Raw genomic sequence first — 23237 nt, forward strand, 5'->3', positions numbered from 1 at the left:
GTCAGTCTCCGTCCTTCTTGTCCTTGCCCTTGCCTTTGCCTTTGCCGCTGTTGCCCGCTCCGGCCGGCGTGTCCCTGTCCACGACCTGGACCGGTGGTGGCGTCACGACCGGAGCGGTCGGCTGCACCACGACGGGCGTGGGAGCGAAGTCGGCGGTGCGCGCGGGATTGGACGCCGGCGCGTTCGTGGCCGGCGGCTCGGAACCCGTCGAGGTGACGCCGTTCCACGCGCTGATCCCCGTGCCGATGGCCGAGATCAGCGCCACGGCCGACGCGGCCGCGAGCAGTCCTCGTGAGCGGGGCGGCCGGGCCACGACGGCAGTCGGCGGGTCCGCCACCGGAGAGCGCAGGGCCTCGGCGCACTCGCGCGCCGTCGGCCGGCGGGCCACGCTCAGGGCCGTCATCCTGGACAGCAGCCGCACGAGGTCGAACGGGAGGTGGTCCGGCACCACCGGCGGCCGATGCAGACGGGCGACGGCGGATTCGACCCCCGTGCCCTCGTACTCGCGGTGCCCGGTCAGGCACTCCAGCAGCACCAGCCCCAGCGCGTACACGTCGGCCGCGGCCGTGACCTCCTGACCCCGCACCTGTTCCGGCGCGAGGTAGGCGGCCGTGCCGACGACCTGGCCGGTCCTGGTGAGACCGGCCCCGCCCGCCATGCTCACCAGACCGAAGTCGGCGAGGCGGGGGATCTCGTCGTCGTCGAGCAGCACGTTGGAGGGCTTGATGTCGCGGTGGATGAAACCGCGGGCGTGCACGTGGGCCAGTGCGTCGGCCAGGGCCGCCCCCAGCCGGCGCATGTCCTCGACGGCCATCGGCCCGTCCTCGACGCGTTCGCGCAGCGTCCGGCCCTCGATCAACTCCAGCACCACGTACGGCGTCTCGCCGCCGGGATCCGCGTCGTAGACCGTGACCAGGCCGGGATGGGACAGTCCCGCGAGCGCGCAGATCTCGTTGTCGATCCGGCGTGCGTCGGAGAGATCCTCGCCCGGCCGGAACAGCTTGACCGCGACGTCACGCGCCAGCAGCACGTCCCTGGCCCGGCGCACCTGCGCGACCCCGCCGGTGCCGAGCACCTCGCCCAGCCGGTACCGGTCGGCCAGGAGACTCGTGTTCGACATGGGCACGGCCTTTCCGTTCGGGCGGTACCGCACTGGGGTGCCCACCCGAGCGGTGATCCAACCGTGCCGCAGGTCGGGCGTGCCGGCACACGCGGAATCGCGCGACGATCAATGGCCCCTCGCACCACTGAACACCTCGTGGCTAATGTCGGCGTGCGGCCGCATTCCGCTCTTCCACAAGAACGAGGTGAAAATCGTGCGTGCAGTTTCGGCGTTCGTGCTGACCGCGGCCGCATTACTGGCCACCGCATTGCCGGCGTCGGCGGGGACGGTGGAGGCCGCGGTGGCCCTTCAGTCCCAGGCCAGGCTGGAGGCGCGAGGCGCCGCGGTCGTCGTGCCGGTGCGGGTGATGTGCCAGAACGGTGCCACCGGGTCGTTGTGGGTGCAGGTCACGCAGAACGTGCGCGGTGAGCTCGCGACCGGCGACAAATACACGGCGAACGTTCCGTGCACCGGCGATCACCACAAGGTCGACGTGACCGTGGTGGCCCGCACGAAAGCGTTCCGGCCGGGCATCGCATTCACTTCCGCCTCGCTGAACGTCTACCTTCCGCCGGACAGTTCCGGCACTGTCGAAAGTGACAGGGAAATGATGCTCGTCCGATAGTTACGCTCGCCGCTTCACGGCGGTGGAGGCTCGGACCACGAGCTCCGGCTGGAACTTCACGTGCCGGTGCTCGTGGTCCGGCTCGTTCTCCGTCAGCAGCAACTGGGCGGCGGTGCGGCCCAGCTGCTCGCGCGGCTGGCGCACCGACGTCAGCGGAACGGCGGCGGCCGCGGCGAACTCGATGTCGTCGTAACCCACGACTGCGAGGTCGTCCGGTACGCGCAGGCCCTGCTGCGTCATCGACTGCAGCAGGCCGAGCGCGAGCAGATCGTTGGCGCAGAACGCCGCCGTGGGGCGGCGGGAGGCGGGCAGGCCCACCAGCCGCTCCCCCGCGCCCCTGCCTTCCGCCACCTGCAAGCTCCTGGTTTCGAGGAACGTGAGCGAATCCGCAGGCAGCCCCGCGTTTGTTAACGCTCGCAACGCGCCTTGGCGCCGGTCGCGCACCTGCTGGATGGACAGCGGTCCACCGACCATCGCGATGCGGGTGTGGCCGTTCTCGATGAGGTGGGTGACCGCGAGTTCGCCGCCGAGCACGTCGTCCACGGCAACCGAACAGCGCGTTCCGTCCGCCGCCTCGCGGTCGACCAGCACGACGGGCGTGCCGCGCTCGGCGATCTGCGCGCTCTCCGCGTCGACCGGGGTGATCAGGATGCCCTCGACGCGTTGTTCGTGCAACAGCTCCAGGTACTCGCGTTCCCGGCCGACGTCGGAGGCGCTGTTGCACAGGAACAACGCGAGGCCTGCTTCCCGTGCCGCGTCCTCGACGCCGCGTGCCACGTCCGTGAAGAACGGGTTCGCCGCGTCCAGCACGACGTAGGCGATCACCCGGCTGCTGCCCGCGCGCAGCTGGCGCGCGGACTCGTTGCGCACGAAACCGAGTTCCTCGATGGCGGCCAGCACCCGCTGGCGCGTGGCGGGAGCGACGACGTCGGGCCGGTTCAGCACGTTCGAAACGGTCGCGTTGGACACGCCGGCGTGCTGCGCGACGTCGCGGATGCCCACTGACGGCCTCACCGGCGGCTCCTTTGTTGAAACGTGACAACGAATCGTACCCCGGAACTCTTGACACAGTGGCGTAACACACCCAGAGTGCTCGTAACTCAGGCTTTAAAACGTTTCAACATCGAGGAGACGGACGTGGACCGACCTCCCGTGGTGGCACTGGACGAGGTGAGCAAGTCCTTCGGCGCCGTCCGCGCGTTGTCCGGGGTGTCGCTGCGACTGCTGCCCGGCGAGGCCCACGCGTTGCTCGGGGAGAACGGCGCCGGCAAGTCGACGCTGATCAAGACACTCGCCGGGGTCCACCGCCCGGACGCGGGCCAGGTGCTGGTCGACGGCTCCGCGCGGCGGTTCTCCGGGCCGGCCGACGCACTGGCGGCGGGCATCGCGATCATCTACCAGGAGCCCACGCTGTTCGGCGACCTGTCGGTGGCCGAGAACGTGTTCATGGGACGTCAGCCGCTCGGGTTCGGCCGTCGCATCGACGTCGCCGAGATGCACGCCCGCACGTCGGAGTTGTTCTCCCGCCTGGGAGTCAAGCTCGATCCGGCACGTCCGGCGCGCGGACTGTCCATTGCGGACCAGCAGCTCGTCGAGATCGCCAAGGCGTTGTCGTTCGACGCCCGCGTGATCGTCATGGACGAACCCACCGCCGCCCTGTCCGCACACGAGGTGCAGCGGCTTTTCGGTGTGGTGCAGGCGTTGCGCGCGCAGGACGCAGCTGTTCTGTTCGTCTCGCACCGGCTCGGCGAGGTGTTCGAGCTGTGCCAGCGCGCCACGGTGCTGCGCGACGGCGAGTTCGTGTGGTCCGGCGAACTCACCGACGAGACACCGGACTCCTTGGTGCGCCGGATGGTCGGCCGTGAGCTGTCGGCACTCTTCCCCAAGCAGGACACGACAGCGGGTGACGTGCTGCTCTCGGTGCAACGGCTGACCCGCGAGGGCGTGTTCACCGACGTGTCGTTCGACGTCCGCGCGGGCGAGATCGTCGCCCTGTCAGGGCTGGTCGGCGCCGGACGCAGCGAGGTGGCACGGGCGATCTTCGGCATCGACCGTCCCGACGCCGGTTCCGTGCACGTGGACGGCAGGCGGCTGAAGTACGGCTCGCCCACCGCCGCGATGGCCGCGGGCATCGGGTTCGTGCCCGAAGACCGCCGCCAGCAGGGACTTGTGATGGACGCGTCCATCGAACGCAACACCGCGCTCGCCTCGCTGGGCCGGCTCTCGACGTTCGGGTTGCTGCGCCGTCGTAGTGAACGTGCACTCGCCCAGGACTGGGCGGTGAAGCTGCGGCTGAAGTTCTCGAAGCTGAGCGACCCCGTCGGCGTGCTGTCCGGCGGCAACCAGCAGAAGGTCGTGCTGGCGAAGTGGCTGGCGCGCAACCCGTCCGTGCTGATCGTCGACGAACCGACGCGCGGCATCGACGTCGGCACGAAGGCCGAGGTGCACCGGCTGCTGTCCGAACTGGCCGGACAGGGCGTGGCGGTGCTGATGATCTCGTCGGAACTGCCGGAGGTGCTCGGCATGGCCGACCGCGTGCTGGTGATGCACGAGGGCCGGCTCGTCGAGGAGCTGTCACGGGCCGAGGCGACGGAGGAACGGGTGGCGATGGCGGCCGCGGGACAGGCGGTGGCGCCATGACCACCCAGCTCACCCCCGCCGTCACCCCACCCGCCCGGCGCACCGCGGCCCGCCGTCTCTCCACCCGCGTCGGCCGGGTCCGCGAGCTCGGCATCGTCGTGGCGCTGGCCCTCGTGGTCATCCCCACCGCGATCGTCAACCCGAGGTTCATCCAGCCCCAGAGCCTGCGCGACCTCCTCCTCAACGCCTCGATCGTCGCTCTCCTCGCGGTGGGCCAGACCCTCGTCGTCATCACCCGCAACGTCGACCTGTCCGTCGGCTCGGTGCTGGGCCTGTCCGCGTTCCTCACCGCCCAGCACTTCGCCGACAACCCAGGTACCCCGCTCCTGCTGGGCATCGGTTTCGGCGTCGCGGTCGGCCTCGCCTGCGGACTCCTCAACGGACTGCTGGTGGCGCTGGGCAATGTCCCCAGCCTCGTCGTCACGCTCGGCACGCTGTACGTGTTCCGGGGCATCGACTACGCGCTCGCCCAAGGCAAGCAGGTCAACGCCGCCAACCTCCCCGACGCCCTGCTGGACCTCGGCAGCAGCCGCGTCCTCGGCATCCCGATCCTCGTGCTGGTCGCCGTCGTGGTGATCGTGGTGGCCGCCGTCTACCTGCGTTCCTACCGGTCCGGCCGCGAGCTGTACGCCATCGGCTCGAACCCGGAGGCCGCCACGCTCGCGGGCATCCCGGTCGCCAGGCGCACGCTCACAACGTTCGCCGTCTCCGGGCTGATCGCCGGTCTCGCGGGTGCGCTGTGGGTCGCCCGCTACGGCACCGTCGACGCGGCCGCGGGCACCGGCCTCGAACTCCAGGTCGTCGCGGCGGTCGTCGTCGGCGGCGTCGCGATCTTCGGCGGGTCCGGCACGGTGACCGGGGCCGCGCTCGGCGCGCTCCTGCTGGGCACGATCACGAGTTGCCTGGTGGTGCTGCAGATCCCCGCGTTCTGGCAGCAGGCGATCGCGGGCGCGCTCCTGCTCAGCGCGATCACCGTCGACCGGCTCCTGGCACTGCGACTGGCCAAAGCCCTGCGCACCTCCGAAGGGACCAGCCATGCGTAACCTCCTGCGGTGGGAGACCGCGCTGGTGTTCCTGCTCGTCGTGGTAGCGCTCACCGGCCAGGTCAGCACCGACGGCTCGTTCCTGTCCGGTGGCAACCTCTTCTACCTCGGCCTCGACATCGGCGAGATCGCGCTGATCGCGCTCCCGCTCACGCTGGTGATTGTCGCGGGCGAGATCGACCTGTCCGTCGCGTCGGTGCTGGGCCTGTCCAGCGCGCTGATCGGCTGGCTGTGGAACGCGGGCTGGTCACTGGAGACGATCCTGCCGACCGTGATCGTCGCGGGCGCGGTGTGCGGAGCGGTCAACGGCCTGCTGGTCACGAGGCTCGGTCTGCCGTCGCTCGCGGTCACCATCGGCACGCTCGCGCTCTACCGCGGCCTCGCCCTGGTGGTCCTGGGCGACACCGCGGTCGCCGACTTCCCGGCGAGCTACACGTCGTTCGGCACGACCCCGTTGCCCGGCACCGACATCCCGTATCCGATCGTGCTGGCCGCGGTCCTCGCCGTCCTGTTCGGCGTCGCCCTGCACGCCAGCTCGTTCGGCCGGTCCGTCTTCGCGATCGGGGCCAACGAAGAGGGTGCGCGCTTCTCCGGCATCCGGGTCAAGCGCGTGAAGCTCAGCTTGTTCGTGCTCGCCGGAGCCGTGGCGGCGATCGCGGGCATCGTCTACACGTTCCGCTTCTCCAGCGCCCGCGCGGACAACGGCGTCGGGCTCGAACTGGCCGTCGTCGCCGCCGTGCTCCTCGGCGGCGTGTCCATCTTCGGTGGCAAGGGATCGCTCTTCGGCGTGCTCGCGGGCGTGCTGCTGCTGGGCGGCCTGCGCAACCTCCTGATCCTGCAGGACACCTCCACCGAGGTCCTCACCATCGTCACCGGGCTCCTGCTCCTGGTGAGCGTGCTCGCCCCGTCCGTCACCCGTCGCGTCGGAAGTCTGAGGAAGGCCGCACCATGAACACACGTCTAGTGCTCGCCCTGGTGATGTCCGGGGCCGTCGCGCTCACCGCCTGCGGTGGCACCACGAAGGACAGCGCCGGTGATCAGACCGGCGGCGCCACCAACGCCGCCAAGGGTGATCCCAACGCGGCGCTCAAAGAAGGTCTGAAGATCACGTTCCTGCCCAAGCAGGTCAACAACCCGTACTTCACGGTGGCACAGAAGGGTGCCGAACAGGCGGGCACGGCGATCAAGGCCGAGGTCAAGGCCACCGGACCGTCCGACGCGGCCGCGTCCTCGCAGGTCACCTACATCAACACCGCCGCGCAGCAGAAGCAGGACGCGCTGGTGATCTCCGCGAACGACGCCAACGCCGTCGCGCCCGCGCTGAAGAGCGCACGTTCACAAGGGCTCAAGGTCGTCACGTTCGACTCCGACGCCGCCCCGGACGCCCGCGACGTCTTCATCAACCAGGCCACCTCGACCGAGATCGCGGCGGGCCAGGTGAAGCTGATGTCCGAGGCCGTCGGCGGGTCCGGTGAGATCGCGATCCTGTCCGCGACTCCCAACGCCACCAACCAGAACGCGTGGATCGAGGTCATGAAGACAGAGCTCGCGAAGCCGGAGTACTCAGGCCTCAAGCTCGTGGAGACCGCGTACGGCAACGACGAAGACCAGACGTCGTTCCAGAAGACCCAGGGCCTGCTGCAGGCGCACCCGAACCTCAAGGGCATCATCTCGCCGACCACCGTCGGTGTCGCGGCGGCCGCGCGTTACCTCAGCTCGTCGGAGTACAAGGGCAAGGTGCAGCTGACCGGTCTCGGCACGCCGAACCAGATGCGCAAGTTCGTCCAGGACGGCACGGTGAAGTCGTTCTCGCTGTGGGACCCGACCAAGCTCGGCTACCTCGCCGCCTACACCGCCGCCGCGCTCGCGTCCGGGCAGATCACCGGCGCGGAGGGCGAGAAGTACAAGGCCGGCGAGCTCGGCGACTACACGGTCGGCGCCAAGGGTGAGGTCGTACTCGGCCCGCCGACCGTGTTCACCAAGGACAACATCGACAAGTTCGACTTCTGACATGCGCGTCTGCTTCACCTTGCGGGTCCGCCCGGATCGTCTCGACGACTACCGGGCGCGGCACCGCGAGGTGTGGCCGGAGATGCGGGCCGCCCTCAGCGAAGCGGGATGGCGCAACTACTCCCTCTACCTCGCTGAGGACGGCCTGCTCGTCGGCTACCTCGAGTGCGACGACTTCGACGCGGCGCTCGCGGAGATGGCGCGCACCGAGGTGAACGCGCGCTGGCAGACCGAGATGGCGGAGTTCTTCGTCGGCGACGGCAACGCCGACGAACGGATGCGGCCGCTCGACGAGGTCTTCCACCTCGACTGAAAAGCTTTGGGGAGAACAATGAGCGTGAAGGACGCGCTGCGCGAGCAGCGGATCGAGACGCCCTCGTGGGCGTACGGCAACTCCGGCACCCGGTTCAAGGTGTTCGCGCAGCAGGGAGTTCCGCGCACGCCGTACGAGAAGATCGACGACGCCGCGGTGGTGCACCGGCTCACCGGGATCGCGCCGACCGTCGCGTTGCACATCCCGTGGGACAGGGTCGACGACTACGGCAAGCTCGCCTCCTACGCGCTGGACCGGGGGGTCGCGCTCGGGGCGATCAACTCCAACGTGTTCCAGGACGACGACTACAAGCTCGGCAGCGTCTGCCACCCGGACGCGACGGTGCGGCGCAAGGCGGTCGGGCACCTGCTGGAGTGCGTCGACATCATGGACCGGACGGGGTCGCGCGATCTCAAGCTGTGGTTCGCCGACGGCCTCAACTACCCCGGCCAGGACAACCTGCGCGCCCGCCAGGACCGGCTCGCCGAAGCGCTGCGCGAGACCTACGACCGGCTCGGTTCCGGCCAGCGGATGTTGCTGGAGTACAAGCTCTTCGAGCCCGCCTTCTACGCCACGGACGTACCGGACTGGGGCACGGCGTTCGCGCATTGCCTGCAGCTGGGCGAACGTGCGCAGGTCGTGATCGACACCGGGCACCACGCCCCCGGCACGAACATCGAGTTCATCGTGTCGTTCCTGCTGCGGGCGGACAAGCTCGGCGCGTTCGACTTCAACTCGCGCTTCTACGCCGACGACGACCTGATGGCCGGGGCGGCCGACCCGTTCCAGCTGTTCCGGATCATGCACGAGATCGTCCTGGCCGACGCGCTGAAGCCCGCCGCCGGCATCGCGTTCATGCTCGACCAGTGCCACAACCTGGAGCCGAAGATCCCGGCGATCATCAGGTCCGTGCTCAACGTCCAGGAGGCCACGGCGAAGGCGCTGCTCGTCGACCACAGCGCGTTGGACGCGGCCCAGCGGGCCGGTGACGTACTGGAGGCGAACGCCGCGTTGATGGACGCCTACAACACCGACGTGCGGCCACTTCTGCGGGAACTGCGCGAGGACATGGGGCTGGATCCCGATCCGATGGCCGCGTACCGGCGGTCCGGGTACGCCGAGCAGATCGTCCGGGAACGAGTCGGTGGCGAGGCCGCCGGGTGGGGTGCGTGATGGAGCAGGTCCAAGCGCTGCTGGGGCGGAGCAACCGGCTCGGCGCCGATCCGCGCAACACCAACTACGCGGGCGGCAACACTTCGGCCAAGGACCAGGCGCCCGACCCGGTGACCGGGCAGCCCGTGGAACTGATGTGGGTCAAGGGATCCGGCGGTGACCTCGGGACGCTGGAGGAGTCCGGGCTCGCGGTGTTGCGGCTCGACCGGCTCCGCGCGCTGACCGAGGTCTATCCCGGTGTGGAGCGCGAGGACGAGATGGTCGCCGCGTTCGACTTCTGCCTGCACGGCAAGGGAGGCGCGGCGCCGTCGATCGACACGGCCATGCACGGTCTCGTCGATGCCGCGCACGTCGACCACCTGCACCCGGACGCCGGTATCGCATTCGCGACGGCGGCGGACGGCGAGGCACTGGTCAAGGCGTGCTTCGGTGAACGCGTGGCGTGGGTGCCGTGGCGGCGGCCGGGTTTCCAGCTGGGACTGGACATCGCGGCGATCAGGCGGGACCACCCGCAGGCCATCGGCGTCGTCCTGGGCGGGCACGGCATCACCGCGTGGGGTGCGACGAGCGAGGAGTGCGAGGCGCACTCGCTGGAGATCATCCAGACCGCGCAGCGCTACCTCGACGACCACGGCCGCGCGGAGCCGTTCGGACCGGTGGTCCACGAGCCGCTGTCCGCGGAGGAGCGCCGGGTGCGGGCCGCCGAACTGGCGCCGGTGATCCGCGGCCTGGCCTCCGCGGACAGCCCGCAGGCCGGCCACTTCACGGACTCCGGCGTGGTGCTGGACTTCCTGTCGCGGGAACGGCATCCGGAACTCGCCGCGCGCGGCACGTCCTGCCCCGACCACTTCCTGCGCACCAAGGTCCGGCCGTTGGTGCTCGACCTGCCGCCGAGCGCGCCGGTCGAAGACGTCGTGGAGCGCCTGCGACAACTCCACGCCGCCTACCGCGAGGAGTACCGGGCCTACTACGAGCGGCACGCCGAGCCGGACAGCCCGCCGATGCGCGGCGCGGACCCGGCCATCGTGCTCGTGCCGGGCGTCGGCATGTTCAGCTTCGGCCGGAACAAGCAGACCGCGCGGGTGGCGGGCGAGTTCTATGTGAACGCGATCAACGTCATGCGGGGCGCCGAATCGGTCTCGCGGTACGCGCCGATCGACGAGCGCGAGAAGTTCCGCATCGAGTACTGGTCCCTCGAAGAGGCCAAGCTGCGGCGGATGCCGAAGCCCAAGCCCTTGGCCACCCGCGTCGCCCTCGTCACCGGCGGCGGTTCGGGCATCGGCCGGGCGGTCGCCGAACGGCTGGCGGCTGAGGGCGCGTGCGTCGTGGTCGCCGACCGCGACGGTGACGCCGCACGTGAAGTCGCTTCAGGCATCGGTTCCTCCGACGTGGCGGTGCCGGTGACCGTCGACGTCACCGACGCGGCAGGCATCGCCGAGGCGTTCCGCGCGGCGGCACTCGCGTTCGGCGGCGTGGACCTGGTGGTCAACAACGCCGGCCTGTCGATCTCCAAGCCGCTCGACCAGACCACCGAGGCCGACTGGGACCTGCAGCACGACGTGATGGCCAAGGGTTCGTTCCTGGTCTCACAGCAGGCCGCCAGGGTCATGCGCGCTCAGGGCATGGGCGGCGACATCATCTACATCTCCAGCAAGAACGCGGTCTTCGCCGGCCCGAACAACGTCGCGTACGGGGCGGCCAAGGCCAACCAGGCGCACCAGGTCCGGTTGCTCGCGGCCGAACTGGGCGAGGACGGCATCCGCGTCAACGGCATCAATCCGGACGGCGTGGTCCGCGGTTCCGGGATCTTCGCCGGCGGCTGGGGCGCCCAGCGCGCCGCCGTCTACGGCGTGCCCGAGGAGAAGCTCGGCGAGTTCTACGCCCAGCGCACCCTGCTGAAGCGCGAGGTGCTGCCCGAACACGTTGCCGCGGCGGTGTTCGCGCTCACAGCGGGAGACCTGTCGCTCACGACCGGCCTGCACGTGCCGGTCGACGCCGGTGTCGCCGCGGCGTTCCTGCGATGACGGCGGTCGCGGCGGTCGACCTCGGTGCGTCCAGCGGCCGGGTGGTGCGAGGCGTCGTCACCGATGGCCGCGTTCACATCGAGGAGGTGCACCGGTTCGCCAACGGTCCGGTGCACCGGCGCGGCTCGCTGCACTGGGACCTGCCCGGCCTGTACCGCGAGGTGCTGGCCGGGCTGCGGCTCGCCGGTGAGGTCGACAGCATCGGCATCGACAGCTGGGCGGTCGACTACGGCCTGCTCGACGCGCGGGGCGAGTTGCTCGGAGACCCCGTCTGCTACCGCGATTCCCGCACCGACGGGATCAAGCCGCCCGACGGCCTGTACGAGATCAACGGGCTGCAGTTCCAGCCGTTCAACACGATGTTCCAGCTCATGGCCGAACCGCTGCTCCCCCAGACCTCCCAGCTCCTGCTCATCCCCGACCTGATCTCCTACTGGCTCACCGGCGACCGCGGCGCCGAGTACACCAACGCCACCACGACCGGCCTGATAGACGTCCGAACAGGACAGTGGTCACCCGAGCTGACCCGCGTACTGCCAGGCCTTCTCCCCGCGCTGCGCCGGCCTGGCGACCCCGCCGGTACGTACAACGGAGTCCCGGTCATCGCGGTCGGATCGCACGACACCGCGTCCGCCGTAGTCGCCGTGCCCGCCGAGACGGACCGGTTCGCCTACATCTCCTGCGGCACCTGGTCACTGGTCGGCGTCGAACTCTCCGAACCCGTGCTCACCGCCGAGAGCCGCGCTGCCAACTTCACCAACGAGGGCGGCGTGGACGGCACGATCCGCTACCTCCGCAACGTGATGGGCCTGTGGCTGCTGCAGGAATGCCTGCGGACCTGGAACGCCGAGCTGGCACCGTTGCTGCGGGAAGCCGCGCACTCGACCGGTTCGGTGTTCGATCCCAACGACCCGGTGTTCCTGCCGCCCGGTGACATGCCCGCCCGGATCGAGCGGTGGTGCGGGAAGAGCATGACTCGGGCCGAGATCGTCCGGTCCATTCTGGACAGTCTCGCGCTCGCCCACCGCGACGCGATCGTCGACGCGCAGCGGTTGTCCGGCAAGGAAGTCGACGTCGTGCACATCGTCGGCGGCGGCTCACACAACGAGCTGCTGTGCCAGCTCACCGCCGATGCGTGCGGGCTGCCGGTGGTCGCGGGTCCGGCCGAGGCGACCGCGCTGGGCAACGTCCTGGTGCAGGCGCGCGCTGTGGGCGCCGCGCACGGCACGCTCATGGACCTCAGGATGCTCGTCCAGCGATCACAGGCGTTGCACCGTTACCTCCCGCGATGATCCTGCCGAGAAGTTTCGAAAATTATTCTTCTGGCCCAAGCGATTGACTCTCGTTCGCGCGCGCTCCTACGTTCGTCTTTCAACCCCCTTCTCGAAAGGGATGTGAGAGATGCGCAGGCGTTCGTTCCTCGGTCTGGCCGCCACCGGCGTACTCGTTCCCACCGTCGCCCCGGCCGATGCCAGGAGCGAACGCTGGGTCACCACGTGGACGTCGATGCCACAGTTGACGGAACCGCACAACATGCCACCGCCGCCGTTCACCCAGGAAGGCCTGGTACTGGCGGATGCCACGCTGCGCCAGACCGTTCAGGTCTCCGTCGGCGGGCGGCGGATGCGGCTGCGGTTCTCCAACGCGTTCGGCGGGGTGGTGCTGCCGATCACCGCGGTCACCGTCGCACTGCCGGCGGACGGCCGCGCGGGCGTCAGCGCCATCCAGCCGGGAACGGTGCGGCCCGTGACGTTCAGCGGAAGGGCCTCGGCGAACGTTCCGGTCGGCGCGCTGGTCCTGTCCGATCCGCTCGCCTTCACGCTGGTTCCGGGCACGAACATCACCGTGACCGTCTACCTCGCGAACGGCCAGGCATCCACCGCGATCACCTCGCATCCCGGCTCCCGCACCACGTCCCACCTGGTGGCGGGCAACCACGTCGACTCCCCCGGCCTGCCGGGCGCGACGCCCACCGACCACTGGTACTTCCTCAGCGGCGTCGAGGTGCGCGCGGACGCCTCCAGCGTGGTCGTGATCGGCGACTCGCTGACCGACGGCCGCGGCTCGACCACCAACGGCAACGACCGCTGGCCCAACCAGCTCTTCGAACGGTTGCAAGGCAAGGACGTCGCGGTCCTCAACCAGGCCGCGGGCGGCAACCGCGTGCTGAACGACGGCCTCGGTCCCAGCGTGCTGGCCCGGCTCGACCGCGACCTCCTCGCGCAGTGCGCCGTCCGGTGGCTGATCCTCTTCGAGGGCGTCAACGACATCGGCACCGCCGCGCCGGAGGAAACGGCGCAGAAGCAGGTGTCCGACGACCTGATCGCCGCCTACCAGCAGATCACCGGCCGCGCCCACGCCCACGACATCCAGGTCTACGGCGCCACGCTGCTCCCGTTCGGCGGCAGCGGCTACGACGACCCCGGCGGCTTCCGCGAGTCGGCCAGGCAGGCCGTCAACCGCTGGATCCGCACCAGCCGCCGCTTCGACGCGGTCATCGACTTCGACGCCGCCGTGCGCGATCCGGCCGATCCGCGGCGACTCCTGGCCGCCGCGGACGTCGGTGACCACCTGCACCTGAACCCGGCCGGCTACCGGATGCTCGCGGAGGCGGTGCCGGCCCGGCTGTTCCGCTAGCTGTATCGACCGCGGACCTCAGGAAGCCGGTACAGCGGTCGCAGCCACCGCGGCACTACCTCCCCCGCTGAACCTCCACCGCCCGTGCGGCACCTTCACCACCGCGACACCGCCGGCATGCGGCACGTGTACCTCAGCGGTCGACCCCACCGGCACCTCGACGGTCAGCCGCAGCACGCCGTCGACCTTCGCCCACGCCACGCTGATGCGTCCGCGCACGCTCTCGAACTCGATCCGCGCCCAGGACAGGGCGGTCGTGGAAGGCCGGACCACGAACGTGCGGTAGCCCGCGTCGCCCGGCCGCAGACCGGCGACGTGCTCGTACAGCCACTGCGCGATGGTGCCCTTGAAGTAGTGGTTGCGCGAACGGGTGCCGGTGTCCCACATTTCCCACATGGTGTCGGCGCCGTTCGAGAACCAGTGGCCCCAGCTCGGGTACGACCGCTCGGTGGCCATGGCGTGCGCGACGTCGGCGTGACCGTTGTCGCCCAGCGCCTGTAGCAGCACGCTGGCGCCGAGGCAGCCGACGTTGACGTGGTTGCCGTTCGCCCGGACCTCGCTCGCGAGCTTGTCCGCGACGGTCTGGACGGAGCCGGCGGGCACCATGCCGAACGCGAGCGGGATCGCGTTGGACGTCTGCCGGTAGTCCTTGTCCTTGGCGGTGCGGTAGTAGCCGTCCAGGAACGCCTTGTTGAACGCTGACAACAAACCGGCCGCTACTTCGCGGTAGCGCGGGACGGGTTTGCCGATCACGTCACCGAGTTCGGCGGTGTGGAGCAGCGCCCGGTAGAGGTACGCGGTCGCGGTGAGCCGGGTGTCCTCCGGCGGGATGCCACCGGAGCCGGGCGGCAGGAAGTCGCCGAGCGCGGTGACCGCGAGGCCGTCCCGCAGCCTGCCGATCTCCCAGTCCAGGTAGCGGGTGAGTACCGGCCAGTGCTGCGCGGGCAACCGGTCGTCGCCGTAGATCCGGTACATCTCCCGCAGCACGAACGGGTACACGGTCGTCCACTCGGGCGCGGGGGCGAGTTCGCGGTAACCCCAGCCGCCGCTCGGCACGATCACCGGTAGCTGACCGGCGGCGTCCTGGCTGTCCGCGAGGTCGCCGAGCCACTTCGTGAAGAACTTCGCCATGCCGAACTCGGCGAGCATCGACGGCGCGCCGACCTGGGCGTCGCCCGTCCAGCCGTTCTTCTCGTAGGTCGGGGTGTCGGTGGGGATGCCGTGCAGGTTGTTCGCGACCGTGCGGCGCATCGCGGCGTCGTACTGCTCGAACAACGGCTCGGAGCAGCGGAACGTGCTGACCTGCGACACGTCCGAGTGCACCAGGCGCCCGACCAGCTTCGGTGCCTCCGTCAGGCCGGTCACCTCGACGTAGCGGAAGCCCTTGTAGGAGAACTTCGGTTCCCAGGTCTCCGTGCCCCCGGCACAGATGTACTCGTCGAGCTGGATCCGGCCACCGCTGACGTGACCGTTCTCCATGTGAACACTGCCATCGGAGTTCAGCGTCTCGCCGTGTTTGAGCCGCACTGTCGTGCCCGCAGGAGCGGTGACGGTGAGCTGGGTCCAGCCGGACATCGTGCGGCCCATGTCGGCCACGAAGACCCCGGGCTTGAGAACGCTCACAGTCGGCGTGACCGACTCGATCACACGGATCGGTTCGTGCTCCTGGGCTTTCAGCGTGCCCTTCGGTGCGGGCCTGACGGAAGTGCGCTGCCACGCGCCGTCGTCGAAACCGGGTTTCGTCCAGTCGCGCGGGGCGAGGCGGGCGTCGTAGGTCTCGCCGGTGTAGAGCGAGTTCGACACCGTGGGGCCGTCGGTCAGGCGCCACTGGTCGTCCGACGTGATGGTGGTGCGCGTGCCGTCCGGGTGGTCGATCTCCAGCTGTGCCAGCAGTTTCGGCTCGTCGTGCCACGGCGGGCGCTCCCACCGCCACACGTTCGGCGTCTTCATGCCGTAGAAGCCGCGGCCCAGCGTCACGCCGATCGCGTTGCGGCCACTGCGAACCAGGCTCGTGACGTCATGGGTCGCGTAGAGGACCGTGTTGTCGTAGTCGGTGAAGCCGGGGTCGAGCACTCGGTCGCCGACGCGGCGGCCGTTGATCTCGGTCTCGTGGTAGGCGAGGCCGCTGACGTACAGCCGGGCCCGCCTGACCGGCTTGGTGAGCGCGAACTCCCTGCGCAGCAACGGCGCCGGCTGCTCCTTCACCGTGACGTTCGCACCCCACGGCCCCTGGCCGTACGGGTCGAGCACGGTCGCCGGACCCCACGCCGAGTCGTCGAAGTCCGTTGTCTGCCAGCCGGGTTGCTCTGTCTCGGCGACCTTCCAGCCGGGGCCGGTGACCACCTCGCGCTGACCGTCGGCCAGATCGACCAGCAGGCGCAGCAGGAATCCGGCCGGTCCCGCCGACCTGTTGGTGGCGCGGGCGGCCAGCACGATCCGCCGGCCGGCCAGGCGGGTCACGTCCGCGCGTTGCCCGACCTTCCAGACGTCGACCTGCTCGGGCACGTGCAGGACCTCGGACCCGTTGACGTACAGGGTGAAGTCGTCGTCCGCCGTCGCGACGAGCCTGGCTCTGACCGCGTCCGCCGGAAGCTCGACCGACGTGCGGAACCACCGGCTCGCGGCCGGTGTTGTGGCCGACCAGATCCACCGCGCGCCGGTGAAGCCGATCGACGTGTCCGTCGCGCCGATCCACCGCGCCTGCCACGGCGTGCCGAGCAGCGCCGTCTCCCACCAGTTCGTGCTGCTCCACGCCGACGGCCGGTTCGCGCCGTCCCACACCCGGACGCGCCAGTGGTAGCGGGTGCGCGGCTTCAGTTCCTTGCCCGCGTAGGCGACTCCCGTGGTGCGGTCGGAGCCGACCTTGCCGGTCTGCCAGACGTCCGCACGGCCGGGCGCGGTGCCGACCTCGACCTGGTAGGCGGTCTGCCGGGCACCGGTGCCACCGGCCGCGAGCACCCAGCCGAGCCGGGGCGCGGTGACGTCCGTGCCCAGCAACGTTTCCGCGTACTCCACGCTCGTGCGCACCACGCGCACCCCACCGGCGCGCTCCGGCGGTGCGGCGTGTGCCATCCCGACCGGCAGTGCGGTGGCGGTCAGCCCGACCGCCGACGTCCTGAGGAACACCCGTCTGCGCACGTCGCCTCCACCTTCGTCGCTGGATGAAACGTTTCAATCGCGGCAGCGGGCCCAGCGTGTTGGGTGCGCGGAGGTGTGTCAAGGCACACGACAACAGGCTGTCCGCAATCGGACAGCCTGTTGAATCGTGTAAACGTCAGCTCAGCCGACCGTGCAGGTGCTCCCGTTGAGCGTGAACGACGACGGTGCCGGGTTGGACCCGCTGAACGTGCCGTTGAACCCGATGGTCGTGGACGCGTTCGGTGCGAGAGTGCCGTTCCAGGTCAGGTTGGTCGCGGTGACGGCTGCGCCGGACTGGGCGAACGTCGCGCCCCACCCCGGCAGGGTCACGCGCTGGCCGTTCGCGTAGCTGAAGGCCAGCGTCCAGCCGTTGATCGCGCTCGTGCCGGTGTTGGTGACGGCGATGCTGGCAGTGAAGCCGTTGCCGCCGCCCCAGTTCTGGCCCGAGTAGCCGACCTTGCAGGCACCGGTGCCGCCACCCGTGCCGGTCGTCGCCGACACGATGCCGGAACTCGCCGACACGTTGCCGGCCGCGTCCTTCGCCCGCACCTGGTACCGGTAGGTGGTCGACGGGGTCAGGCCGCTGTCGGCGAACGACGTCGTCGCTGTTGAGCCGACCTGCGTGAAGGAGCCGCTGCCCACGGCACGGAGCACGTCGTAACCGGTGACGCCGACGTTGTCCGTCGACGCCGTCCAGTTCAGCGTCAGGCCCGTGGACGTCACGCCTGACGACGTCGGAGTGCCGGGCGTCGACGGCGGCTGGGTGTCACCGGGACTGCCGCCGTAGATCGTGGCCTCCTTCGACGTCTGCCGGATCCCGTTGGCGCCGTTGAGGATCCGCTGACCCCACGAGGTCAGGCTCGCCGGGTTGAAGGAGTTGACCATGTCGAGGTAGCCGACATCGCTGCTGTTGCCGCTCCACGACCAGCCGAGATACCCGAGGCCGCGGGCCTGCGCCTGAGCCAGGATCGTGTCCTCGTCCGGGTCACCATCACTGTGGTTGTGGCCGAACTCCCCCACCACCAGGGGCAGACCCGCCGACTTGAACGAGTCGAAGTACGCGTTGACCTTGTCCGCGGTGTTGTAGACGCCGTACATGTGGATGGAGAACACGGTGTTGCGCTGCGGATCGGCGTTCAGCACCGACGCCGCGTTGTCGCGCATGATGTTCCCCCAGTCCTGGCCCCACATCGGCGCGTCCGCCATCAGCAGGTGCTGCAGCCCGGCTCCGCGCAACCGGCTGATCGCGCTGCTCGTCGCGCTCGCCCACGTGGCACTGATCTGGGCGTTGTTGCCGAACGGCTCGTTGCCCAGGTTGATGACGACGTAGTTCTCCTGCCCCTTGAGCGCGCTGGCCACGCTGATCCAGTAACTGGCCGCCTGGTCGAGGGTCGCGGCGCCGCTCTGCTCGCCGTAGCCGGTGGTGTCGTGGACCTCCAGCACGCAGATCAGCTTCGACTGCTTGCACAGCCCGATGACGCTCCCGACCTCCGCCGCCGGGGTCGGGCCCCACCGCTGACCGCTGCCGAGCACGACGCGCACCGTGTTGGCGCCGAAGGACTTGATGTCCGCGAACGCCCTCGTCTGCGACTGGTACCAGACGTGGGCGTGGTTCACGCCGCGCATGACGAACGGCGTGCCGTTGCCCTCGACGACCCGCGCGCCCTCGACGTGCAGGCCCACGGCGGCCGGGGGTTCGGTCCCCAGCGCGGACACGAGCGCCGGGTACCAGCGGCTCTCGATCTTCTGAATACCGGTGGAAGTGTTCGGGTGCACACCGTCGGTGGTGTCGGCCGCGGTGCTGAACCCGGTCCACTGGTCCACCACCGTGATCGGTGAGGCCGCCGTGCTGTTCGCCCGTGCCCAGCCGGGGATCGCGGCGTTCAGGTCGGTCACGCGCTGCCCGCACGCGGAGCAGTTCGACGGGTTCATCGGGATGATCTGGGCGACGACCAGCTTGATCGCCGGGTTGCTCGCCCGCATCTGACGGAGCAACGTGCTGTAGGCGTTCAGGATCGTGCTCGCGGGGATGTTGTTCCAGACGTCGTTGGTGCCCAGGTGCATGAGCACGACGTCCGGCCGCGCCGAGGAGAGCCAGCCGGGAAGCTGGTTGTCCCGCGCGATGTTCGTCGCGAGGTAGCCGCCGTGGCCCTCGTTCTCGCCGTCGTAGGTGAAGCCACAGCCCGGCGCCGGCAGTGAGCCGACGAAGTCGACGTCGGTGTGCCCGGTGTCCTGCAGGTGTTTCCAGAGCAGCGCCCGCCAGCACCCCGGAGAGCCGGTGATGGAGTCACCGAGCGCCATCACTCGTGCGGGAGCGGCGGCGTTCGCCGCGGTGGGAGCGATGACCACACAGGCCGCCAGCAGCAGACCGGTCACCACCGCTCGGAGAAATCGCAAGGTCACGACGACCTCCTGGGGAAATGTTCGGCTGAACTCAAGGATTCTGGGAGCGCTCCCAGAATCCGGACACTAGCCAGCCGATCACCCGAGGACACCGCCGAGTGGCCCACCGCCGGAACCTGTCCGGTGCGGACACGCGGCTGACGTCGGGTTTGTCCTGCCGGACAACCTCTGCCACACCGTCGAAGGCGTGCATCGAATCGTTCGCGAACATCCACCAGGCAGTTGACGGCCCCACTCCGCCGCCTCAGGATGTCAGCGCTCACATCATTTTCAGAACGCTTCTCCCTCGAAAACACCCTGCAAGCGAAAGTGGGCCTGCACCAATGCTTTTAACGCTCACTCACGACGGCGCCGTCAATCAGAAGTGGACGCGCAACTGATGATCAGACCCCTGCTCCTGATCCCGGTGGTGCTGGCAGCACTCGCCACGCCCGCACACGCCGCCACCGGTGGCAGCTTCGAGGTGCTGACCTACAACGTGGCGGGTCTGCCGGAGCCGCTGTCGTCCGGCGACCCCGCCGTGAACACGCCGTTGATCAGCCCGCGTCTCGCGCCCTACGACGTCGTCAACGTCCAGGAGGACTTCAACTACCACGCGGCCCTGTACGCGGGCGACAACCACGCCCATCGCACGCCCACGAGCGGCGGCGTCCCGTTCGGCAGCGGCCTGAACACACTGTCGCACCGGCCGTACAGCGACCTCGAACGCACGAAGTGGTCGTCCTGCAACGGCACGGACTGCCTCACGCCCAAGGGGTTCACCTACAAGCGGATCACGCTGGCGGCCGGCGTGAGCGTCGACCTGTACAACCTGCACCCCAACGCGGGCGTCGAGACCGCCGACCTCGCGGCGCGCAGGGCGAACATCACCCAGCTCTCCCGTCACATCGCCGCGCACTCGGCGGGCAACGCGGTCATCGTCATGGGCGACACCAACACCCGCTACACCCGTGCCGACGACAACATCCGCGAGCTCGTCACCACCAACGGCCTGACCGACGCGTGGGTCCAGCTCGAACGCGGCGGCCAGGCACCTGCGGCGGGCGCCCCTGCACTCGTGTGCGACCCGGCCGCGGTCACCGACTCCTGCGAGGTGGTCGACAAGATCCTCTACCGCGGCAACCGGCAGATCACCCTGACCGCGCGGGACTACCGCAACGACAACGCGGCCTTCCTCGACTCCCAGGGCAAGCCGCTGTCCGACCACTACCCGATCGCCACCCGGTTCGACTGGACGGCGGACGACAACATCCAGCTCAGTGCCGAAGCCGGCGGTCCGCACGGAAGCCCGTTCACCGACGTCGCGGCGGTGGACCTGGGTGCCGTGCGCACGCTCACATTGCGCGGTGGCAGCAGGTTGGACCAGATCGCGGCCACGCTCACGAACGGCACGACGCTCACCCACGGCGGCTCCGGCGGCACGGCCACGTCCCTGACGCTGGAACCGGGTGAACACTTCGTGTCCGCGAAACTGAGCCAGAGCAAGTACAACGGCCACACGCGGGTGTTCTCGGCAGCCTTCACCACCAACCGGGGGCGCACGCTCTCGGCGGGGCAGCCGACCGGGGAGACGGTCACCGTCATCGCACCCGCGGGCTGGCGCATCGCCGGGTTCACCGGCCGGTCGGGCACGGAGATCGACCGGCTCGGCGCGATCTTCGTGCCCGCCTGAAAGACCCGCGCGGTGCTTCGCACAAGATGACGTCCGCGCCCCGTGCGGGGCGCGGACGTTCGTCACCGCGGGACGAGGTTCTCGCCTGGTGCCGCGACTGGCGGCCTTTGCCCCGTATTTCGGTGGTCAGACGGGTGCATCGTGGTGCCGGCCCCGCGTCCTCATCCTGGTTGGATTCGGGCGTGGGGCCGGTGCAGCGAGGCGCCCTGCTGAGCGTCGGAAGACGCGGCGAAGGTTGCCAGTCGCGGCACCAGCATCAGCTGAACGTCCGGCCGGACCGTCACTTCCGCTACATGGCCCTGGCACGTCACGACAACCGTCTTCTCAGCGTGCAGACCTCGTAACGCGACAGCCTGCAACTTCCCTCCGTCCCACCACAGGTCGACCACCACGCCGCCCCGCGCCCGCAGTCCGCGCACCACCCCGGTCGGCCACGCCGAGGGCAGCGCGGGCAGCAGGCGCAGCTCACCGGTATGGCTCTGCAGCAGCATTTCCGCGATCGCGGCGGTGGCGCCGAAGTTGCCGTCGATCTGGAACGGAGGGTGCGCGCACAGCAGGTTGCGGTACACCCCTCCGCCGTGCGGGCTGCCGTCCGTCGCCTCCGTCAGCAACATCGACAGCAACGCGTGCGCGCGGTCGCCGTCACCGAGCCGGGCCCACAGCGCGGCTTTCCAGGCCAGCGACCAGCCGGTGCCCGCGTCTCCCCTGGCGACGAGCGCACGCCGTGCGGCCTCGGCCAGTTCCGGGGTGCGCACGGGATCGATCTGGTCACCGGGGTAGAGACCGAACAGGTGCGACACGTGCCGATGGTCCGGCTCCGCGTCGGGCACCTCGTCGGCCCATTCCAGCAGCCCGCCGTGCGATCCGATCGGCGGTGGCGGCAGCTCGATCCTCCGCACCTCGTCCACCACGTCGTCGCGCAGCCCCAGCACCTCGGCGACCTCGACCAGACCGGCGAAGAGGTCCGCCGTCAACGCCAGGTCCATCGTCGACCCGATGCCGGCCGCGACCGGTTCTCCCCCGGCCAGGTAGTGGTTCTCGGGTGACGTCGACGGCGCCGTCGTGAGCACGCCGTCGCGGGAGATCAGCCAGTGCAGGCAGAACTCGGCCGCTCCGCGCAGCACCGGCCACGCGTGGTCGCGCAACCAGTCGACGTCACCGGTGAAGGCGTAGTGGTCCCGGAGGTGCCGGCACAGCCACGCCGCGGCCATCGGCCAGTTCGCCCACGCCGGGTCGCCACCGCCGGCGCCGACCGGGGTGGTGAGGCACCACGGGTCGCTGTTGTGGTGCGCCACCCAGCCCGGCGCGCCGTAGAGCGCCTTCGCCGTCGCCGCACCGGGGCCCGCCAACAGTGCGACGAACTCCAGCAGCGGCTCGTGGCATTCGGGCAACGCGGTGACCTCGGCCGGCCAGTAGTTCATCTGCAGGTTGATGTTGAGGGTGTAGTTGCCGCGCCACGGCGGATCGGTGTGCGGGTTCCAGATGCCCTGCAGGTTCGCGGGCAGCGTGCCCGGCCGGGAACTGGTGATCAGCAGGTAGCGGCCGTACTGGAACAGCAACGCCGGCAACGCCCGGTCGGGCCGCGCGATCCGCTCGCCGGTCGGCAGGTCCGGCACCGGGCCCAGTTGGAGGCTCACCCGGTCGAACAACGTCCGGTGCGCCTGGACGGCCTGGTCGTGGAACGTCACCCAGCCCAGCCCGCGCGCCTGTTGGACCCGTTCGACCGCCACGCGGGAGCATTCCGCGGGATCGTCCACCGGCGCGGTGCCAGGCCCGCGGTAGCCGGCCTCGGTGGCGACGTAGACCGTGTCGCCGTCCACCGCCACGACCGCCGCCCAGGCCATTCCGGACGGCACCACGCCCCGCACGCCGACGATCCCGCCGGACGCGGTGAAATGCTCGCCGGGCAACGACCCGCTCAGCACCGGACTCATGGCGGCACCGGTCACCCGCAGTGCCAGGACGTGCAGGCCCGCGTGGCACACGGCCTCCCGCCGCACCACCGTCTCCCCGGTCCGGTAGGAGACCGAGTACACGCCGGTGCGCAGGTCGAGCTCACGCCGGTAGGCCTCGGCCGGGCCGGGGTCACCGACGAGCGAGACCTCGGCCAGCGGCAGGTACTTCGCGGTGTCAGGCCCCTGGACGCGTCGCAACACCTCTTCCGCCGCACGAGGTGACCCGGCCAGCACGTGCGATCGGGCCTGCTCCACCAGGTCCGGATCACCGGTCGGCGCCGGCAGCGGCGACCCTGTCCACAGCCGGTCGTCGTTGAGCTGCACCAGTTCGGTGCCGATGCCGCCGAAGCACATCGCGCCGAGCCTGCCGGTGCCCAGCGGCAACGCTTCCTCCCACGCCTCGGCGGGGGCCTCGAACCACAGACGGGTCACCGCGGCACCACCGCTGTGCGTGGACGGTTCGCGGAGGCGATGACGTCGATTCGACTCGTTCGACACCTCT

The 23237-nt window shown here is 69.9% G+C and carries 16 protein-coding genes; 11 read left to right on the forward strand and 5 right to left on the reverse strand.

What is annotated here, in order from left to right:
- Window position 1: 1 nt before the first annotated feature.
- Window positions 2–1120 carry a serine/threonine-protein kinase gene (locus tag IG04_RS0122165; RefSeq protein ID WP_030478601.1) on the reverse strand — a complete coding sequence of 373 codons (1119 nt, stop codon included), beginning with the start codon at window positions 1118–1120 and terminating at the stop codon, window positions 2–4.
- Between IG04_RS0122165 and IG04_RS0122170 the strand changes: the two genes are divergently transcribed.
- Complete coding sequence (locus IG04_RS0122170; protein WP_144065319.1) at window positions 1110–1727, forward strand: hypothetical protein; 618 nt, start codon at window positions 1110–1112, stop codon at window positions 1725–1727. The genes IG04_RS0122165 and IG04_RS0122170 overlap by 11 nt on opposite strands.
- Here IG04_RS0122170 and IG04_RS0122175 read toward each other — a convergent pair whose 3' ends face one another.
- Complete coding sequence (locus IG04_RS0122175) at window positions 1728–2741, reverse strand: LacI family DNA-binding transcriptional regulator (RefSeq protein WP_245816103.1); 1014 nt, start codon at window positions 2739–2741, stop codon at window positions 1728–1730.
- A 108-nt stretch (window positions 2742–2849) separates the two neighbouring features.
- Here IG04_RS0122175 and IG04_RS0122180 point away from each other — a divergent pair, with 108 nt between their 5' ends.
- From IG04_RS0122180 to IG04_RS0122220, 9 genes are all read left to right on the forward strand, one after another.
- Window positions 2850–4367 carry a sugar ABC transporter ATP-binding protein gene (locus IG04_RS0122180; RefSeq protein ID WP_030478604.1) on the forward strand — a complete coding sequence of 506 codons (1518 nt, stop codon included), beginning with the start codon at window positions 2850–2852 and terminating at the stop codon, window positions 4365–4367.
- The gene (locus IG04_RS0122185; RefSeq protein WP_030478605.1) at window positions 4364–5410 is read left to right on the forward strand and encodes an ABC transporter permease; all 1047 of its coding nucleotides are present in this window, start codon (window positions 4364–4366) and stop codon (window positions 5408–5410) included. The genes IG04_RS0122180 and IG04_RS0122185 overlap by 4 nt, the downstream gene beginning before the upstream one ends.
- Window positions 5403–6362 (forward strand): ABC transporter permease, encoded by a 960-nt coding sequence (locus tag IG04_RS0122190; RefSeq protein WP_036015473.1) that lies wholly within the window; start codon window positions 5403–5405, stop codon window positions 6360–6362. Before IG04_RS0122185 ends, IG04_RS0122190 begins: the two co-directional genes overlap by 8 nt.
- Window positions 6359–7420, forward strand: a complete 1062-nt coding sequence (rhaS, locus tag IG04_RS0122195) for a rhamnose ABC transporter substrate-binding protein (protein ID WP_030478607.1) — start codon at window positions 6359–6361, stop codon at window positions 7418–7420. The genes IG04_RS0122190 and rhaS overlap by 4 nt, the downstream gene beginning before the upstream one ends.
- 1 nt (window position 7421) lies before the next feature.
- Window positions 7422–7733: an L-rhamnose mutarotase gene (locus IG04_RS0122200; protein WP_030478608.1), complete on the forward strand. Its 312-nt coding sequence runs from the start codon at window positions 7422–7424 to the stop codon at window positions 7731–7733.
- A gap of 18 nt (window positions 7734–7751) precedes the next feature.
- Window positions 7752–8906 (forward strand): L-rhamnose isomerase, encoded by a 1155-nt coding sequence (gene rhaI / locus IG04_RS0122205; RefSeq protein WP_030478609.1) that lies wholly within the window; start codon window positions 7752–7754, stop codon window positions 8904–8906.
- On the forward strand, window positions 8906–10930 hold the full coding sequence (locus IG04_RS0122210; protein ID WP_030478610.1) for a bifunctional rhamnulose-1-phosphate aldolase/short-chain dehydrogenase: 2025 nt from the start codon (window positions 8906–8908) through the stop codon (window positions 10928–10930). Before rhaI ends, IG04_RS0122210 begins: the two co-directional genes overlap by 1 nt.
- On the forward strand, window positions 10927–12222 hold the full coding sequence (locus IG04_RS0122215) for a rhamnulokinase (RefSeq protein WP_030478611.1): 1296 nt from the start codon (window positions 10927–10929) through the stop codon (window positions 12220–12222). Before IG04_RS0122210 ends, IG04_RS0122215 begins: the two co-directional genes overlap by 4 nt.
- Before the next feature lie 109 nt (window positions 12223–12331).
- Window positions 12332–13567 carry an SGNH/GDSL hydrolase family protein gene (locus IG04_RS0122220; protein WP_030478612.1) on the forward strand — a complete coding sequence of 412 codons (1236 nt, stop codon included), beginning with the start codon at window positions 12332–12334 and terminating at the stop codon, window positions 13565–13567.
- Between the two features lie 18 nt (window positions 13568–13585).
- Here IG04_RS0122220 and IG04_RS0122225 read toward each other — a convergent pair whose 3' ends face one another.
- A complete protein-coding gene (locus IG04_RS0122225) occupies window positions 13586–16705 on the reverse strand; it encodes a family 78 glycoside hydrolase catalytic domain (protein ID WP_245816099.1) in 3120 nt (1039 codons plus the stop codon).
- A 141-nt stretch (window positions 16706–16846) separates the two neighbouring features.
- Window positions 16847–19108, reverse strand: a complete 2262-nt coding sequence (locus tag IG04_RS0122230) for a cellulase family glycosylhydrolase (RefSeq protein WP_030478614.1) — start codon at window positions 19106–19108, stop codon at window positions 16847–16849.
- Between the two features lie 379 nt (window positions 19109–19487).
- On the opposite strand from IG04_RS0122230, the gene IG04_RS0122235 reads away from it, so the two are divergent.
- On the forward strand, window positions 19488–20780 hold the full coding sequence (locus IG04_RS0122235; protein ID WP_030478615.1) for a jacalin-like lectin: 1293 nt from the start codon (window positions 19488–19490) through the stop codon (window positions 20778–20780).
- 161 nt (window positions 20781–20941) lie between these two features.
- Here the strand turns inward: IG04_RS0122235 and IG04_RS0122240 are convergent, their stop codons facing one another.
- A complete protein-coding gene (locus tag IG04_RS0122240; protein ID WP_159460453.1) occupies window positions 20942–23167 on the reverse strand; it encodes a glycosyl hydrolase family 95 catalytic domain-containing protein in 2226 nt (741 codons plus the stop codon).
- Window positions 23168–23237: the final 70 nt, after the last annotated feature.

Origin of the sequence: Lentzea albidocapillata (genome assembly GCF_000719115.1) — a bacterium.
Classification (GTDB): Bacteria; Actinomycetota; Actinomycetes; order Mycobacteriales; family Pseudonocardiaceae; genus Lentzea; species Lentzea albidocapillata.

Bases quoted from the DNA above. Each gene is read 5' to 3' on its own strand.
- IG04_RS0122185 (WP_030478605.1), top strand. From the start codon at position 4,364: ATGACCACCCAGCTCACCCCCGCCGTCACCCCACCCGCCCGGCGCACC.
- IG04_RS0122165 (WP_030478601.1), bottom strand. From the start codon at position 1,120: ATGTCGAACACGAGTCTCCTGGCCGACCGGTACCGGCTGGGCGAGGTG.
- IG04_RS0122220 (WP_030478612.1), top strand. From the start codon at position 12,332: ATGCGCAGGCGTTCGTTCCTCGGTCTGGCCGCCACCGGCGTACTCGTT.
- IG04_RS0122235 (WP_030478615.1), top strand. From the start codon at position 19,488: ATGATCAGACCCCTGCTCCTGATCCCGGTGGTGCTGGCAGCACTCGCC.
- rhaI (WP_030478609.1), top strand. From the start codon at position 7,752: ATGAGCGTGAAGGACGCGCTGCGCGAGCAGCGGATCGAGACGCCCTCG.
- IG04_RS0122190 (WP_036015473.1), top strand. From the start codon at position 5,403: ATGCGTAACCTCCTGCGGTGGGAGACCGCGCTGGTGTTCCTGCTCGTC.
- IG04_RS0122215 (WP_030478611.1), top strand. From the start codon at position 10,927: ATGACGGCGGTCGCGGCGGTCGACCTCGGTGCGTCCAGCGGCCGGGTG.
- IG04_RS0122200 (WP_030478608.1), top strand. From the start codon at position 7,422: ATGCGCGTCTGCTTCACCTTGCGGGTCCGCCCGGATCGTCTCGACGAC.
- rhaS (WP_030478607.1), top strand. From the start codon at position 6,359: ATGAACACACGTCTAGTGCTCGCCCTGGTGATGTCCGGGGCCGTCGCG.
- IG04_RS0122210 (WP_030478610.1), top strand. From the start codon at position 8,906: ATGGAGCAGGTCCAAGCGCTGCTGGGGCGGAGCAACCGGCTCGGCGCC.